The organism is Amycolatopsis regifaucium, from assembly GCF_001613935.1.
Classification (GTDB): Bacteria; Actinomycetota; Actinomycetes; order Mycobacteriales; family Pseudonocardiaceae; genus Amycolatopsis; species Amycolatopsis regifaucium.
In genome coordinates this window covers 62,970-78,707 of sequence record NZ_LQCI01000001.1, presented here as the reverse complement: position 1 = coordinate 78,707, position 15,738 = coordinate 62,970, and the positions used below count along the sequence as shown (strand labels likewise).

At 69.0% G+C, this 15,738-nt stretch carries 17 protein-coding genes; 12 read left to right on the top strand and 5 right to left on the bottom strand.

Annotated elements, in window-relative coordinates; genetic code table 11:
* Positions 1 to 41: 41 nt before the first annotated feature.
* Both AVL48_RS00355 and AVL48_RS00350 read left to right on the top strand, forming a co-directional pair.
* Complete coding sequence (locus AVL48_RS00355) at positions 42 to 1,382, top strand: alpha-lytic protease prodomain-containing protein (protein ID WP_061983033.1); 1,341 nt, start codon at positions 42 to 44, stop codon at positions 1,380 to 1,382.
* The gene (locus tag AVL48_RS00350) at positions 1,367 to 2,008 is read left to right on the top strand and encodes a sigma-70 family RNA polymerase sigma factor (RefSeq protein WP_244162436.1); all 642 of its coding nucleotides are present in this window, start codon (positions 1,367 to 1,369) and stop codon (positions 2,006 to 2,008) included. Before AVL48_RS00355 ends, AVL48_RS00350 begins: the two co-directional genes overlap by 16 nt.
* Here AVL48_RS00350 and AVL48_RS00345 read toward each other — a convergent pair whose 3' ends face one another.
* Positions 2,009 to 2,293 carry a hypothetical protein gene (locus tag AVL48_RS00345; protein WP_143104910.1) on the bottom strand — a complete coding sequence of 95 codons (285 nt, stop codon included), beginning with the start codon at positions 2,291 to 2,293 and terminating at the stop codon, positions 2,009 to 2,011.
* Between the two features lie 104 nt (positions 2,294 to 2,397).
* Positions 2,398 to 2,670 (bottom strand): alpha/beta fold hydrolase, encoded by a 273-nt coding sequence (locus AVL48_RS39910; protein ID WP_244162437.1) that lies wholly within the window; start codon positions 2,668 to 2,670, stop codon positions 2,398 to 2,400.
* A 61-nt stretch (positions 2,671 to 2,731) separates the two neighbouring features.
* On the opposite strand from AVL48_RS39910, the gene AVL48_RS39905 reads away from it, so the two are divergent.
* Positions 2,732 to 2,869 (top strand): hypothetical protein, encoded by a 138-nt coding sequence (locus AVL48_RS39905; protein WP_244162438.1) that lies wholly within the window; start codon positions 2,732 to 2,734, stop codon positions 2,867 to 2,869.
* A gap of 75 nt (positions 2,870 to 2,944) precedes the next feature.
* On the opposite strand, the gene AVL48_RS00335 is transcribed toward AVL48_RS39905, so the two are convergent.
* Entirely contained in the window at positions 2,945 to 3,952 is a 1,008-nt protein-coding gene (locus tag AVL48_RS00335; RefSeq protein ID WP_061983035.1) for a hydroxyacid dehydrogenase, read from the bottom strand.
* A 180-nt stretch (positions 3,953 to 4,132) separates the two neighbouring features.
* On the opposite strand from AVL48_RS00335, the gene AVL48_RS00330 reads away from it, so the two are divergent.
* From AVL48_RS00330 to AVL48_RS00290, 9 genes are all read left to right on the top strand, one after another.
* Positions 4,133 to 5,461, top strand: a complete 1,329-nt coding sequence (locus tag AVL48_RS00330) for a sugar ABC transporter substrate-binding protein (protein ID WP_061983036.1) — start codon at positions 4,133 to 4,135, stop codon at positions 5,459 to 5,461.
* Positions 5,458 to 6,414: a carbohydrate ABC transporter permease gene (locus tag AVL48_RS00325; protein ID WP_061983037.1), complete on the top strand. Its 957-nt coding sequence runs from the start codon at positions 5,458 to 5,460 to the stop codon at positions 6,412 to 6,414. Before AVL48_RS00330 ends, AVL48_RS00325 begins: the two co-directional genes overlap by 4 nt.
* Positions 6,411 to 7,277, top strand: coding sequence for a carbohydrate ABC transporter permease (locus AVL48_RS00320; RefSeq protein WP_061983038.1), 867 nt, complete (start codon positions 6,411 to 6,413; stop codon positions 7,275 to 7,277). Before AVL48_RS00325 ends, AVL48_RS00320 begins: the two co-directional genes overlap by 4 nt.
* A 27-nt stretch (positions 7,278 to 7,304) precedes the next feature.
* Complete coding sequence (locus AVL48_RS00315) at positions 7,305 to 8,606, top strand: alpha-L-fucosidase (protein WP_061983039.1); 1,302 nt, start codon at positions 7,305 to 7,307, stop codon at positions 8,604 to 8,606.
* A 13-nt stretch (positions 8,607 to 8,619) separates the two neighbouring features.
* Positions 8,620 to 10,062 (top strand): polysaccharide lyase 6 family protein, encoded by a 1,443-nt coding sequence (locus AVL48_RS00310; RefSeq protein WP_061983040.1) that lies wholly within the window; start codon positions 8,620 to 8,622, stop codon positions 10,060 to 10,062.
* Between the two features lie 66 nt (positions 10,063 to 10,128).
* Positions 10,129 to 11,169 (top strand): LacI family DNA-binding transcriptional regulator, encoded by a 1,041-nt coding sequence (locus tag AVL48_RS00305; RefSeq protein WP_061983041.1) that lies wholly within the window; start codon positions 10,129 to 10,131, stop codon positions 11,167 to 11,169.
* Positions 11,166 to 11,927: a sugar phosphate isomerase/epimerase family protein gene (locus tag AVL48_RS00300; protein ID WP_177242351.1), complete on the top strand. Its 762-nt coding sequence runs from the start codon at positions 11,166 to 11,168 to the stop codon at positions 11,925 to 11,927. The genes AVL48_RS00305 and AVL48_RS00300 overlap by 4 nt, the downstream gene beginning before the upstream one ends.
* Complete coding sequence (locus AVL48_RS00295; RefSeq protein ID WP_061983042.1) at positions 11,924 to 12,556, top strand: SGNH/GDSL hydrolase family protein; 633 nt, start codon at positions 11,924 to 11,926, stop codon at positions 12,554 to 12,556. Before AVL48_RS00300 ends, AVL48_RS00295 begins: the two co-directional genes overlap by 4 nt.
* 278 nt (positions 12,557 to 12,834) lie before the next feature.
* Positions 12,835 to 14,013, top strand: coding sequence for a cytochrome P450 (locus AVL48_RS00290; RefSeq protein ID WP_425266103.1), 1,179 nt, complete (start codon positions 12,835 to 12,837; stop codon positions 14,011 to 14,013).
* Here the strand turns inward: AVL48_RS00290 and AVL48_RS00285 are convergent.
* Positions 13,980 to 15,044, bottom strand: coding sequence for a LacI family DNA-binding transcriptional regulator (locus AVL48_RS00285; protein WP_061983044.1), 1,065 nt, complete (start codon positions 15,042 to 15,044; stop codon positions 13,980 to 13,982). The two genes, AVL48_RS00290 and AVL48_RS00285, sit on opposite strands and share 34 nt — an antisense overlap.
* Positions 15,045 to 15,689, bottom strand: coding sequence for a flavodoxin family protein (locus tag AVL48_RS00280; RefSeq protein WP_061983045.1), 645 nt, complete (start codon positions 15,687 to 15,689; stop codon positions 15,045 to 15,047).
* Positions 15,690 to 15,738: the final 49 nt, after the last annotated feature.

Sequence of the window (15,738 nt, the reverse complement as noted above, 5' to 3'; positions counted from 1 at the left end):
TTCTCTCTCCTCCCCCCGCCCGTTTCGAGGAAAGCGTCGACATGAACAGAAAGATCCTCGCCGCCACAGCCGCGGCCATCACCGGCGCGGGCTTGGTCACGGCCATCGCCCTCACCCCGAGCGCGAGTGCCGGGCAACCGGCCACGGCCGCCGACCAGGCCCAGTCGGAAATGCTCGCGGCCATGTCGCGGGACCTCAAGATCAGCCCCGAACAGGCCAAGCTCCGGCTCGCGAGCGAGCAGCGCGCCGCGATCACCGACAACACGCTGAAGAAGCAGCTCGGCACGTCGTACGCCGGATCGTGGCTGGACACCACCGGCACTGCGCTGACCGTGGCCGTCACCGACGCGGCGCAGGCCGACCTCGTGCGGGCCGCCGGTGCGACCCCGAAGACCGTCGCCCGTAGCGCCGCCCAGCTCGACGCCGCGAAGCTGGCGCTGGACGCCAAGTCCGCCAAGGCGCCGAAGACCGTGCCCGGCTGGTACACCGACGTCGTCACCAACTCGATCGTCGTACTGGCCAACGCCGGTGGTGAGGCCGCCGCGAAGTCGTGGGCGGCCGAGTCCGGTGTGCAGGCCGACCTGGTCCGCGTCGAGGCCAGCACCGAGAAGCCGCGAGCGCTGATCGACATCATCGGCGGCAACGCCTACACCTTCGGTTCGGGCCGCTGCTCCATCGGCTTCCCGGTCGAGGGCGGCTTCGTGACCGCCGGGCACTGCGGCACCACGGGCACCCGCACCTCGAACCCGAGCGGGACCGTCGCGGGCTCCAGCTTCCCCGGCAACGACTACGCCTGGGTCCGTGCCGACGCGGGCAACACCCCGCGAGCGCTGGTCAACCGCTACCCGGGCACCGTGCCGGTCGCCGGTTCGACCGAAGCCGCGGTCAATTCCTCGGTCTGCCGGTCCGGCTCCACCACGGGCTGGCACTGCGGCACGATCCTGCAGAAGAACACGTCGGTCACCTATCCCGAAGGCACCATCACCGGCCTGACCAGGACCAACGTCTGCGCCGAGCCCGGTGACTCCGGTGGTTCGTGGATCACCGGTGACCAGGCACAGGGCGTCACCTCCGGTGGCTCCGGCAACTGCACCTCCGGCGGCACCATCTACTTCCAGCCGATCACGGAGATCCTGAGCGTCTACAACCTGCGCCTGATGGTCACCGGCAACCCGCCGTCCAGCACCACCACGACGCCGACCACCACCCCGACCAGCCCGACGACGTCGAACCCGCCGGGCGGCACCTGGGCGCCGTACACCTACTACGGCTCCGGCGCGACCGCCACCTACGACGGCAGCACCTACCGCGTGATCCAGCCGCACACCTCCATGCCCGGCTGGGAACCGCCGAACGTGCCCGCGCTTTGGGAACTCGCCTGACCTGGACCGCTCCCGGCGAACGCGCCTCGCCGGGAGCGGCTCCTTTTCCGGACGGCGGTGCGCTGACGGCCGATCTCGAATATCTCGTCCCCCGCGCCCGCGGCGGTGATCCCCTCGCGACCGAAGAACTGATGGGCATCGTCCAGCCGGTCGTGGTGAGCTATTGCCGGAGCCGGATGGACGGGATCGATACCCGGGTGATCGGCGCGGAGGACGTCGCACAGGAGACCTGTCTCGCCGTACTCACCGCGCTTCCCACCGCCAGAGCCACCGGCCGGTCGTTTCTCACCACCGTTCTCGGGATCGCCTCCCGGAAGGTCGCCGCTGCCTTCCGGTGGCGGGCCGGGGACAGATCCGAACCCACGGCCGATTTGCCCGATCGCCCGACGCCCGAACCCAACGAGCCCGAACGGCAGGCCCTCGCCGCCGACGGGCACGACCGGTTGACCCACCTGATGGGCACCTTGCCCGGTCTGCAGCGGGAGATCATCCGGCTGCGGGTCACCGTCGGCATGTCGGCCCCCGAAACGGGCGCCGTCCTGCGGGTGAGCGCCGGGCAGGTCCGGGTCGCCCAGCACCGCGCCCTGCGCAAACTCCGCAAGATCGTCGGCGAGGACGACCGCTGATCAGCGCTGGATGCAGTCCAGCCCGAGGGTGCCGGGTACGGGGTCCGCGGAGGCGAAGCTCGCCCTCGCCGCCCTCGTCGCAACCGCCTGCAGCGCCGCGTCGCCCTCGGCCGCTCCTCCGGCAGCGGCCGCCGCCGACTGGTCGCGGGGCGTCGCCGTTTCGCGGCAATGGACCGGGCTGTCGTGGATCGGCCGCACACACCGCCGTCCTGATCCTTCACCGATCCACAGCAACCCCGCCGCGCTGATCTGTTGCCGTTCTTCGGCAACGCCTCGGGCGGTCACGTGGCCAGCCCGGCATCGCCCCGCCGTATCCCGGCACCAGCTCAACCGGCAGCGGCCCAACAGGCCAGGCCCCGAACCCACCGCCACCGCCCGAACCCTCAAGATCACCCCGAGCCGAGGAATTCCCCCGCCACCGCCGCGAACTCGTCCGGTCTGGTGCCGTGCACCCGATGCCCCGCGTCCGCGATGGTCACCAGGCGGCAATCCGGGATCAGGCCGCGCATCCGCTCCAGCGACTCGAGCGTGACGTGGCTGGAAGGGCCGCCGCTGACCAGCAAGGTGGACGCGGTGATCGCGCCGAGCCGCTCCCACCAGGCGGGGTCGGGTGTCCGGAGTTCGGACATGATCGGATCGATCAGCCGCCAATCGAACGCCAACGGCTCGGAAGGCTCCTGCGCGGGAGCCAACGGCCCCGGAAATTCGGGAGGAGGCGGCGGGGTGTCCTCGACGACCAACCGCCGGGCTCGTCCCGGCAGGCGCTGGGCGAGCAGCACGCGACCCGGCCGTCCAGTGCCCCACCAGATCCGCCCGGTCCCCGAGGAGATCCGCCACGTCGTCGGCCATCGGGGCCGCTGACGCTGGTCCCCTGTGCCCGCTCTACTGCCCAGAGCAGGCAGGAGGACCACGGGCCGGTCTCTCGGACGGCGAGCCTCACGCCCGCAAGTGTGCCCGTTCCGGCGCGACGGCGTGCTGAAGCGGCTGCCCGAGGACGAACCGCCGGAGTTCCCGCGCGACGAGTTCCCCCATCCGCGCGCGTTCGGCGCCCAGCGCCCCGGCCAGATGCGGGGTGAGCACCACATTCGGCAGCGTGTACAGCGGCGAGTCCGGCTCGGGCGGTTCGGGCCAGGTGACGTCGAGGATCGCCGTGAGGTCCGGGCGCTCGCTCAGCACCGGGACGACCGACGGCTCGTCGACCACGGCACCGCGGGCGGTGTTGATCAGGGTCGCGCCGATGCCCATCGTGGCCACGAGCTTCCCGTCCACCAGTCCCTCGGTCTCCGGCAGCAGCGGCGCGTGCAGGCTGACCACGGCACAGGTGCCGAACAGTTCGTCGAGGTCCACCAGCCGCACGCCGAGTTCCGCGGCGGCCGCGGCGTCGACGACGGGGTCACTCGCCAGCACCTCTACGTCGAAGCTCCGCAGGTGAGACGCGACGAGAGCACCGATCTCGCCAAGGCCGAGCAGGCCGACCTTGGAGCGATACGCCCCGGCGACCCTCGGGTCGGCCGGGTAGGCCCGGCGCTCCCGGATCTCGCGGGAGATCCGGTGCACCTGTTTGAGTCCCAAGAGGATCTGGGCCAGGGTGAACTCGGCGACCGGGACGGCGTTCGCGGCCGCCGCGGACACGATCGGGATCTCGCGCGCCCAGAATTCGGGGGTGGTCAGCGGGCGGACCGAACCGGCGGCGACGAGCACCGCGCGCAGGTCCGGCGCCGCTTCCAGCAAGGCGGCGTCGAGAACCGGCGCTCCCCAGCCCGAGAGCAGGATCTCGACGCCGTCCAGCGCCCGCGGACACTCCGCCAGCCGCTCTCTGGTGAGCAGCTCACGCAGGTCCACCAGCGCCCTGATCTCGTCGCGTACAGCCTCGGGGTAAACATCGTCACGACGACGTTCCTCCATCACGAGGATCGCCTTCGGCCGGTGTCGCAGCTCTGTCATCCCTACCTCCGACGGCACCATACATCGGATGCTTAACCCGGTCCAAGGACGGTGAGTGCCACCCCGAGGCAAAGTCGGCCGATTGAAATTCGTAATCATCGGACCATTGACCCCGGGTCAGGAAAGCGCTTACCGTCCCTGCGGAGTAGACGGCGTGGTCCACAGTGAACAGGAGAAGCGATGCGGAAATCGCGGTGGATCGGCGTGGGACTCACTGTCTCAGCGCTGGTTCTTTCGGGCTGCTCGGCAGGCCCCGCAGGCACGAACGTCGCACAGGACACCAAGGCCCCACTGGAGCTGTGGACCCGGACGACCCCCGGCGGCGCCGGTGAGCAGGCCACGAAGCGGCTCGCGGAAGCCTTCGAGAAGGCCACCGGGTTCAAGGTGCAGGTCACCGCGATCTTCGACGATTTCGAAACGAAACTGGCCCAGCGCGCCGCCCAGCGCGACCTGCCGGACATCGTGATGAACGACGTCACGCAGGTCGGCACCCTGAAGAGCCAGGGTCTCGTGCGGGAGATCGAACAGGGCAAGATCAAGCACGCCGCCGAGCTGACCGAGCAGGCGTTGAAGTCCAACCAGACCCCGGACGGCAAGCTGTACGGCCTGCCCTACAGCGCGCAGGCTTCGGCGCTGCTGATCCGCAAGGACTGGCGGGAGAAGCTCGGCAAGAGCGTCCCGCAGAGCTGGCCCGAGCTGGTCGACCTCGCCAAGGCCTTCACCACCGGCGACCCCGACGGCAACGGCAAGAACGACACCGCCGGGCTGAACGCGACGCTGTCGACGAAGCGTGGCTACGCCTCCTGGTACTTCTCCAACTTCCTGTGGGCCGGCGGCGGTGACTTCATCACCGAGGCGGGCGGTGGCAAGTACAAGCCGTCGATGAGCACTCCCGAATCGGTGGCCGCGGTGCAGTGGTTCCGCGACCTCGGTTGCAAGGACAACGTGATCCAGCCCGGCTCGGTCACCATGCCGACCCCGGCGACCAACGAGACGTTCGAAGCGGGCAAGGCCGGAATGTACGTCGTCGGCCCGTACCTGCTGCCGCGGTTCGACAAGGCGCTCGGCAAGGACAAGTACGAAGTCGTGCCGATGCCGAAGGGCGCCAAGAACGCGGACGTGCTCGCCGAGGGACTGTCGATCTACATGATGGCCGGTTCGCCGAACCAGGCCGGGCAGGACGCCTTCGGTGACTTCGCGATCTCGGTCGACGGCCAGAAGATCGGCATGGAGGGAGACACCGCCTTCATCGTCCAGCTCCCGGTGAACAAGAACGTCGACATCACCCAGGTCCGCCCGGACCCGCGCTGGAAGACCTACGCCGAGATCTACGCCAAGTCCGGCCACTACGCGCCGTCCATCCCGAACTGGACGCCCGTCCGCCAGGACACCGCCGACACCGTCAGCGCGCTCATCGCCGACTGCAAGCTCGACACCAAGGCGGAACTGGCCAAACTCGACACCAAGCTCACCGCGACCTTGCAGCAACAGGGGATCAGCGCGTCATGACCGTAGATCACGCCAAGCCGGCGACCGCCGGCGCGGAGCGTCCCGCCACCCGGCGGGCGCCCGCGCCGAAGGCCCGCAGGCGCAGCGACCGCGACGGGAAGTGGTGGACGCCGTGGCTGTTCCTGGCCCCCGCCCTGATCCTGTTCGTGTACTTCAAGTTCATCCCGATGATCACCGCGGTGACGATGTCCTTCCAGGACGTCCAGCCGTACTTGGGCAACCAGTGGGTCGGCGGGCAGAACTACGGCACCGTCCTCGGTGACGAGGCGTTCCACTCCGCCATCTGGCACACCGTGGTGATCGCGGTCGGGCAGACGGTCGGGTCGATGGTCATCGGCCTCGCGCTCGCGCTGCTGATGGAGGGCCAGAGCAAACGGCTGAAGTTCCTGCGGTCGGCGGCGTTCCTGCCGGTGGTCGTGCCGATCGCGGTGGTCGCCGAACTGTGGCGGATCATGTACCACCCGACCGAGGACGGGATGCTGAACTCGATCCTCGGCCTGGTCGGGCTGGGACCGTCGGGCTTCATCAACGATCCCGACACGTCGATGGTCTCGGTCATCGTCACCGGCATCTGGCGCGGCGCGCCCTACGACATGATGATCTTCCTGGCGGGCTTGGCGGGAATCGACCGGGGGCTCTACGAAGCGGCCACTGTGGACGGTGCCTCCCGCTGGCGCAAGATCCTTCACGTGACACTGCCCGGCCTGCGGTCGGTGTTCTCGATCCTGTTCGTCCTCGCGGCGATCCGAGGCCTGCGGGTGTTCACCGAGGTGTTCCTGCTGACCAACGGCGGGCCGAACGGCTCGACGGAAGTGGCGATGACCCTGATCTACAAACTCGGACTGGAACAGAACCGGCTGGGCGTCGGCGCGGCGGGAGCGGTCCTGCTGTTCCTCGCGACGCTCGTGCTGACGCTGTTCGTCCAGGTGCTCCGACGGAGGCGAGACGCATGACCGCGGCCAACGATTCGGCACTCGGCCTCGACGCCGTCAAGTCACCGGGCGGACGGATCCTGAAGTTCGTCCTGTACACCCTGCTGCTCCTGGTCTTCGCCGGGCCGCTGCTGGCCCTGCTGGTCAGCGCGTTCAACCACGTCTCCGATCCGACGGCGCTGAGCGTCGTGCCGTCGAGCCCCACCCTGGACAACTTCGGCATCGCGTTCGACCTCGGCGTCGGGATGTACCTGCTCAACTCGTTCCTGGTGGTCGGCTTCGGCCTGCTGCTGCAGGTCATCGTCTCGGTGCTGGCCGGCTACGCGTTGGCACGCAAGAAGTTCCGGTTCATGACCTTAGTGCTGGTCGCGATCCTGGCCACGCTGATGCTGCCGGAGGAGATCCTCGCGATCCCGCTGTCGCTGATCCTGTCGGATCTGCCGGTGGTGCACTTCAACCTGATCGGCAGCCTCGCCGGGATGATCGTGCCGCTGGGCGCGTGGGCCTTCTCGATCCTGGTGATGACCGAGTTCATGAAGGACGTCCCCCGCGAACTCGAAGAGGCCGCGCGGATCGACGGAGCCGGGGATCTGCGGATCTTCGCGCAGATCATCCTCCCGATGTGCAAGCCCGCGCTCGGCGTGATCGGCGTCTTCGGCTTCACGATGATCTGGGATCAGTACCTGCTGCCGTTGCTGGTGTCCACCGACTCGTCGACCTACACCCTGCCGCTGGCCCTGCGGACACTGCGGATCGACACGAACGTCACGCCGGGCGTGATCATGGCCGCGTCACTGCTGGCGCTGCTCCCCTCGGTCGCCGCGTTCCTCTTCTTCCAGCGTTCGTTCGTCCGCGGGCTCGCCTCGGGCGCGCTCAAGGGCTGACCCACCATCTCAAGGAGCGATCCTGAAGTGAGTTCCACCGCCTGGTTCACCCACGACCGGTTCGGGATGTTCGTCCACTGGGGACTGTACTCGCTGGCCGCCCGGCACGAATGGGTGCAGAACCGCGAAAAACTGACCGACGAGCAGTATCGCGTCTACTTCGACCACTTCGAACCGGACAAGTACGATCCGCGGTCCTGGGCCCGCGCCGCGAAGGCCGCGGGAATGACCTACGTCGTGCTCACCACCAAGCACCACGACGGTTTCTGCCTGTGGGACAGCGATCTCACCGACTTCAAGGTCACGAACACCCCGTACGGCAAGGATCTGCTCGGCCCGTTCGTCGACGCCTGCCGCGAAGAGGGCCTCAAGGTCGGCTTCTACCACTCGCTGATCGACTGGCATCACCCCGCTTTCCCCGTCGACGGCACCCATCCCCGCCGTGACGACGCCGAATACATCGCCGCGCACCAGTACGCCGACATCGCCGAGTACCAGCTCTATCTGCACGGCCAGGTCCGCGAACTGCTCACCCGCTTCGGCACGATCGACTACCTGTTCTTCGATTTCTCGTACCGGGGCCGCAAGGAATGGTGGGGCGGCAAGGGACCGGACGACTGGGACTCCCCCGCCCTCCTCGACCTGGTCCGCGAACTGCAGCCCGGCATCCTGGTCAACGACCGCACCGGCATCCCCGGCGACTTCATCACCCCGGAGCAGTACCAGCCGTCCGGTCCGATGACGCGCGACGGCGTCCCGGTGGTGTGGGAAGCCTGCCAGACGCTGAACGGCAGCTGGGGTTACGACCGCGACAACCTCGACTACAAGAGCCCGGAACTGCTCATCCGGATGCTGGTCGACGGCGTGTCCAAGGACGGCAACCTGCTGCTCAACGTCGGGCCGAACGGCCGGGGCGAGATCGACCCGCGAGCGCTCGGAGTGCTCGCCGAAATCGGCCGCTGGATGGACCGGCACGAACGCGCCATCCGCGGCTGTGGCCCGTCGGAGTTCACCGCGCCCGCGGACTGCCGCTACACCCAGCGCGGAGACCGGCTCTACCTGCATCTCTTCAGCTGGCCGATGAATCACGTCCACCTGCCCGGGATGGCCGGGCGGGTGCGCTACGCCCAGTTGCTCGACGACGCGTCGGAAATCCGGCAGGTGCACACCGATCCCGGGCAGACCGCGCAGAACACCCAGATGGGCGGGCAGCCGGAAGGCACGCTCACCCTCAAGCTCCCCATCCGGAAGCCGGACACCCCGGTTCCGGTGATCGAACTGTTCCTGAGCACAGAGAGCCCCGCCGCCGAAACCCTCCCCACCGATTGAGCACGGAGGCATCATGGATCGCAGAAGGTTCCTCAGCGGCGCCACCCTCGGCGCCGCGCTGATCACCGTCCCCTGGGTCACCGCGGGCACGGCGTCGGCCAAACCGAAGGGGTGGTGCGCCCTCAACGTCAGTTCGCTGACCGAACTGCAGAACGCGATCAACCAGGCCGGTCCCGGCGCGGTCATCACCGTGAACAACGGGACGTACACCGTGCCGACGGGCAAGCCGATCAGCATCACCGGCAGGCGCGGCACCAAGGACCAGCCGATCACGATCGTCGCGCAGTCCCGGGGCGGGGTGACCCTCAACGGCGAGCAGAGCTTCGTCTTCGACGACTCCACCGGTGTCACGATCAGCGGGTTCAAGTTCCGGCAGAGCACCACGATCGAGATCCCGCCGAACTGCTCGGTGATCCGCCTGACCCGCAACGACTTCCAGCTGGCCGACATCGAAGGCCTGCACTGGGTGATGGTGCGCGCCGACAAGAGCAAGATCGACCGCAACCACTTCCACCACAAGACGACGCTCGGCGTCATGCTCTGCATCGAAGGCGCGGACGAAGACAAGATGGCGGCGGGCGTCGAAGTCTTCCGGAACTACTTCTCCGACCACACCTTCCCCGGCGACAACGGCGGCGAGCCGATCCGTCTCGGCGTCAGCCCGCGTGCGCTGAGCACCGCCGGCGCCAAGGTCGAGTTCAACCTGTTCGAACGCGCGAACGGCGACCCGGAAGCGATTTCGATCAAGTCGTCGGGCAACTTCATCCGCAACAACACCATCCGGAACAGCCTGGGCGGCATCGTGCTGCGCCACGGCAACAAGACCGTCGTCGAATCGAACTTCATCCTCGGCGGCAAGGAAGGCATCCGGATCTACGGCAACGACCACAAGATCCTCAACAACTACGTCGCCGGGGTGTCCGGCAGCGCGCTGGTCGTCGGCAGCGGCTCGGTCCGGGACCACTTCCCGGGTGAATCAAAGGAATCGCGGCGTGGCAACGACGCGGCGGACCGCGTGCTCATCGCACACAACACGCTGCTGAACAACAACAGCACGCTCTCCGGCGAGACCAAACGGACGATCGAACCGCGCGACTGCACGATCTCCGACAACATCTTCGTCGGCGGCAACGGCGACCTGGTCGCGATGAGCACCACGGGCGACTTCACCTGGTCCGGCAACATCCTGTGGGGTGCGGGCGGGGACGGGAACATTCCGGCGGGCACCTTCCGCCGGGTCGACCCGAAGCTCGTGCAGGGCAGCGACGGCATCTCGCGGCTCGCCGCGGGCAGCCCCGCGATCGACGCGGCGACCCTGGGAGGCGCGCCGGTCACGGTGGACATCGACGGTCAGGCCCGTGGCAGCCTGCGTGACGTCGGTGCCGACGAGTACTCGACGGCCGCGATCGCCAACCGCCCGCTCACCCCCGCGGACGTCGGCCCCGGCGCTCCGTAGCGAAACCGGGCTCACGCCGGCGTCCGTCCTCGCCGGCGTGAGCCCACCGGACACCGAGGAGGAACCATGCCGCAGCGCGCCGCGGGTTCGGTCACCTTGGCCGATGTCGCCCGTGAGGCGGGTGTGTCGCTCGCGACGGCGTCGAGGGCGCTCAACGGTGGCACCAGGCAGGTCAGCGGTGGCCTGCGGGAATCGGTGCTGCGGGCCGCGGAACGGCTGCGGTACACCACGAACGTGCCCGCGCAGGCGATGGCCCGCGGCCGCGGCAACGTCGTGGGACTGCTGGTACACGACATCGTCGACCCGTATTTCTCCTCGATCGCGTCCGGGGTGATGCGCGTGGCCGCCCGGCACGGGCTGACGGTCACCATCGCCAGCACGGAAAACCGGCCGGAGAAGGAACTCGAATACGTCACGACGTTGCGCGGGCAACGGGCACGCGCGGTCATCCTGGCCGGTTCGCGGAACGAGGACAGTGCCCTGCAACGGACTCTGACCAAGGAACTCAAGGCCTTCGAGGCCGCCGACGGCCGGGTCGTGGTGATCGGGCAGCGGAAACTGCCGTTCGACACCGTCATGCTGGAGAACCGGCCGGGTGCGGCGGCGCTCGGCGAGCGGCTCGCCGGAGTCGGGCACCGCGACTTCCGCGTCCTCGCCGGACCGCCGGGACTGCTGACCTCCCGCGATCGCGTGCAGGGTTTCCGCGACGGGCTCGTCCGCCACGGCGCCTCGCTGCCCGCGCACCACGTCCTGCACGCGGAGTTCACCCGCGACGGCGGGTACGCGGCGATGGTGCGAGCGCTGGAAGGCGGTTTCCGGCACGGGTGTGTCTTCGCGGTCAACGACGTGATGGCCGTCGGCGCGATGGCCGCCTGCCGCGACCGCGGGCTGGAGGTACCTTCGCCCATCGCGGTCGCCGGATTCGACGACATCATCACCTTGCGCGACATCAGGCCTTCGCTGTCCACCGTGCGCGTCCCGATCGAAACCATGGGCGAACAGGCCCTCGACTTCGTCCTCGCCGACCGCGCGGACAGCCCTCGCGTCCGGCCGGTCACCGGCGAGGTCGTGCTGCGGGAAAGTACTCAACTGTTGGAGGAACGATGATCCGCCCGGGACTGTGTTCGGTGACGCTGCGGCGGCTGGACGCCGACGAGGTCGCCCGCCGCGCCGCGGAAGCGGGGCTGCAGGTGATCGAATGGGGCGCCGACGTCCACGTGCGCCCAGGCGACGACTGGGCCGCCGATCGCGCGCTCGAAGCCATGTCGCGGCACGAACTGACCTGCGACTCCTACGGTTCCTACTTCCGCGCCACCCCGGTGGAATCCGGGAAATTCGGCGACATCGCCGCGACCGCGCTCCGGCTCGGTGCCACCCGGATCCGGGTGTGGGCCGGCAAAGCGGGCTCGGCGGACGTCGACCCCGACGAGCGGCAGCAGGTCGTCGCCGGGCTCCGCGAGGCCGCCGACGTCGCGAACGAACACGGCCTGGAGGTCGCGCTGGAGTTCCACGGCGGGACACTGACCGACACCGCCGAATCGACCGTCCAGCTGCTCGAAGAGGTCGGCCGCGACAATTTCGGCACCTACTGGCAACCGCCGCAGGATCTGCCGGACGACCAGGCGCTGGCGGGGCTGGAGCTGGTCATCGACCGGGTTCGCGCGGTGCACGTCTTCTCGTGGTGGCCCAGCAACGAGCGGCATCCGCTGAACTTCCGGGCGGAATTGTGGACGCGCGCCTTCGGCTTGCTCGCGAAGAGCGGACGGCCGCTCGACGCGTTGCTGGAGTTCGTCCCGGACAACGATCCGGCCCTGATCCCCGGTGAGGCCGACTCCCTCCGCAAGCTGATCGAGGCGGGCGCGTGAGGTTCACCGGAACCGACCGGCTGCTGTTCGCCGGTGACTCGATCACCGACTCCGGCCGCGACCGCACCGATCCGGCGTCGCTCGGCAAGGGTTACGTCCGGCAGATCGCGGACCGCTTGCCAGGCGGGCCGGTGGTGCTCAACAAGGGCCTCAACGGAAACCGCATCTACGATCTGGAAGCCCGCTGGACCACCGACGTCCTCGCGGAGCGGCCCACGGTGCTGACCGTGAAGATCGGCATCAACGACACGTGGCGGACCTTCGACCGCGGCCTGCCGAGCCCGATCGGAAAGTTCCGCGCCGCCTACCGCCGTCTGCTGGGCAGCGCCCGGCAACATCTCCCGGCGGAGTTGTACGTCATCACGCCGTTCCTGTTGCCGGTCGAACCGGAGCAGCACGAATGGCTCGGCGATCTGGCGCCTCGCATCGAGGTGGCACTGGAGGTCGCCGCCGAGTTCGGCGCGCGGCCGGTGCGCGCGGACCTGTTCATGCCAAAGGCGGCGGAAGAGCACGGGGCGGCGACGCTCGCGCCGGACGGCGTCCACCCCAGCCCGCTCGGTCACCGGCTGCTCGCCGAGGCTTGGCTGGCGACGGCCGGTGCGCCGATCGAGGAGGTTCACCGGCCCTAGCGGCGGGGAAACGATGGGACGAACGGCTCGGCCGGACGGTCGCGGTCAAGCAGCTGCTGCCGGGCCCTCGGCGTCGGCCGCCGCCCAATGCGGACGGGATTCTGCACCGCGACGTGCCGGAGTTCCAGACGCCGGCACCAGCCGGAATATGTGACGCAACTCACGTCCGATTTGTCCGATTACCGGGGTCTTCCGCACCGGCATGCTGCGAGCGCGAAGCATTCGACAGCAAGGAGAAACGTGTGGACGACGACCAGGCGAGCAAGCGGCGGTTCCCGATGGCGCGCGCCGCGGGCCGCCCTTTCGACCCGGCACCGGAACTGCTGCGACGGGCCGCGGAGGATCCGGTGTCCCGGGTGAAGCTGTGGGATGGCGGCACGCCATGGCTGATCACCCGGTACGAAGACGTGCGCACGATCCTGGCCGATCCACGGGTCAGCGTCGACGCCACACACCCGGGCTTCCCGCACACCAACGCGGTGAGCAAGGCACGCGACACCGGGATGAAGACGTTGATGCAGATGGACGCGCCGGAACACACCGTCCAGCGGCGGCTGCTGACCCCGGAATTCACGGTCCGGAAGATGGCGGCTCTACGGCCCCGGATCCAGCGAATCGTCGACGACCTCCTCGACGGAATGCTCGACGGTCCCAAGCCGGTGGATCTGGTGGCGGCGTTCGCGTTGCCGGTCCCTTCGCTGGTGATCTGTGAACTGCTCGGCGTGCCCTACACCGACCGCGGCTTCTTCCAGGAGGTGGCCCGCACCTTGGTCATGGACGAGCCCGATCCCGAACGGGCACTGGCCGCCAGCGAGGAGCTGAACGCGTATCTGGAAGAGCTGGTCCTCCGAAAGAACGCGGAGCCCGCCGAGGATCTGCTCAGCACGCTGGCCATCGAGCAGTTCCGGACCGGTGCGATGAGCCCGCGTGAGATCGCCACGCTGGGCCAGCTCCTGCTGGTCGCCGGGCACGACACCACGGCGGGCATGATCGCGCTGGGCACGGCGGCGCTTCTGGCGAATCCGGATCAGCTCGACCTGGTCCGTGACGGCGATCCCGCGCGGGCGGCCGGCGCGGTGGAGGAGCTTTTGCGCTACTTGTCCATCACCCACACCGAAGCGCGCCGCGTGGCGCGGGAGGACCTGGAGATCGGCGGCAGGCTCATCCGGGCGGGCGAGGGCATCATCGCGGCGAAGAACACGGCCAACCGGGATCCGGCCGCTTTCCCGGATCCGGACACCGTCGACGTCCGGCGCGAGGCCCGCCACCATGTCGCCTTCGGCCACGGCAGGCACTTATGCCTGGGCGCCCCACTGGCCAGAGTGGAACTCCAGGTCGTCTACGGCACGCTCTTCCGGCGTATCCCGACCTTGAAGGCGGCCACCCCCTGGGAGGAACTGCCGTTCGACGAGAACGCGGTCTTCTATACGGTGCGGGAACTGCCCGTCACCTGGTGAACCGGTGAGGCGAGCCGTCCGGTGGATTCCCGTGCGTTCAACCGCACCGGCACCTCGATCCGGCGCGGCTCGCCGTCCGGGGCGGCGCCCTCGACCAGGTCCATCAACGCCGTGGCCGCGCGGCCGCCCGCCTCGCGGGGGTGGACGAACATGCCGGTCACCTGCGGCGAAGTCAGGCGAAGCGACCCGCTGTCGACCGCGCTGCAGATGCCGAGTTCGCCGGGCACCGCGAGCTGTCGGCGGCGTGCCTCGTGGAGGACACCGAGGGCGAGGTTCTCCGACGTCGTGAAGACGGCGTCCGGGCACACCGGCCGGTCGAGCAGCCTGCCCAGGGCTTCCGCGGTGCCTTCGGTGGTCGGCGGTTCGTCGATTTCGACGACCACCGGTTCCGCTCCCCGGCCCTCCGTCCAGCCGGTGTAGCCCGCGACGAGATCCGCCGCGTAGGAGCGGCTCGTGTCGGTGGTGATCATCGCCGGGCGCTCGTATCCGTTGTGCGCCAAGTGGTCCAGCATCAGCCGGGCCGCCACGACAAGGTCGTTGTCGACGACGACCGGCACGGGGCAGGGCGCGGCCAGCGGGCGTCCGATGGTCACCAGTGGCCGGTCACGGCACCAGCCGCCGGCGAAGAACGGTTCGTCCCCGCGCGGGTCGACGAGGATCGCGCCGTCGACGGCGAAGGCGTTCAGCCGGTCGAGGTCGGCGTCCAACGGAGTGAGCAACAGACCATACGACCGTTTCGACGCGGCTTCGGCCGCCCCGTTGAGCACTTCGAGGAAGTAGTCGGAGTTGGGCACGAGCGCGCAGGCGTTGCTCGCGTCGACCGAGTTCGCGAGCTGGATCGCCAGGGTGCGGCTGCGCCGGGTGACCAGCTGCCGCGCGTGGACGCTGGCCTGGTAGCCGAGGTCGGCCGCCGCCCGCTCGACCCGCCGCCGCGTGTCCTCGGAGATCCGTCCCTGCCCGCTGAGCACATGCGACACGGTCGTGATCGAGACCCCCGCGGCGGCGGCGACGTCACGGATGGTCGGCGACACTCAGGCCTCCACGGGCGGTCCCCAGACGCGGTTCGGCCGGTCGGTGTCCAGCCGATAGTCGGTGACATGGGCGTCGCCCAGCCTACGGCCGAGATCCGCCGCCGCCTCCAGCGGCCGGGCGGGATCGCGTTCCACCTCGCCCCGGCTGTTGCCGACGCCGACCACGATCCCGGCCAGGTCCTGGCGCAGGTACCGGGTGAGTTCCTGGAACTGGGCTTCGAGGCCGAGCGTCGCGCCGCGATAGCTCTCCTCGCAGGAGATCAGCACCGCGGCGCGTTTGTTCATCAGCCCTGGGACGACTCGCGCGGTGTGCGGCGAACTGCCTGACGTGTAACAGAAAAGCCGGTCGAAGAAGGACTTGAGCCGTCCCGTCATCCCGTACCAGTGCAGCGGGGTCGCGTACACGATCGCGTCCGCCGGGAGCACGTGGTCGAACAAAAGCCGCTCGTAGCCGTCCGCGATACCGCAGGAACGGTCGCTCAGCCGGCAACCGCGGCAATCCCCCAGCGGCGCTTCGACGAACTCGTCGAGGCGGACGAAGTCGATCGCGTGACCCGCCTCCTCCGCGCCTTTGGCGAGCGCTTGGGCGAGAGCCCAGGAATTGCCTTCACGACGCGGGCTCGAATCGAGCACCAAGACCTTCACGTGTTCCCCCCCCCGGAGAGCATGCAAAAACGTTTTTGCAGTCTCTCCG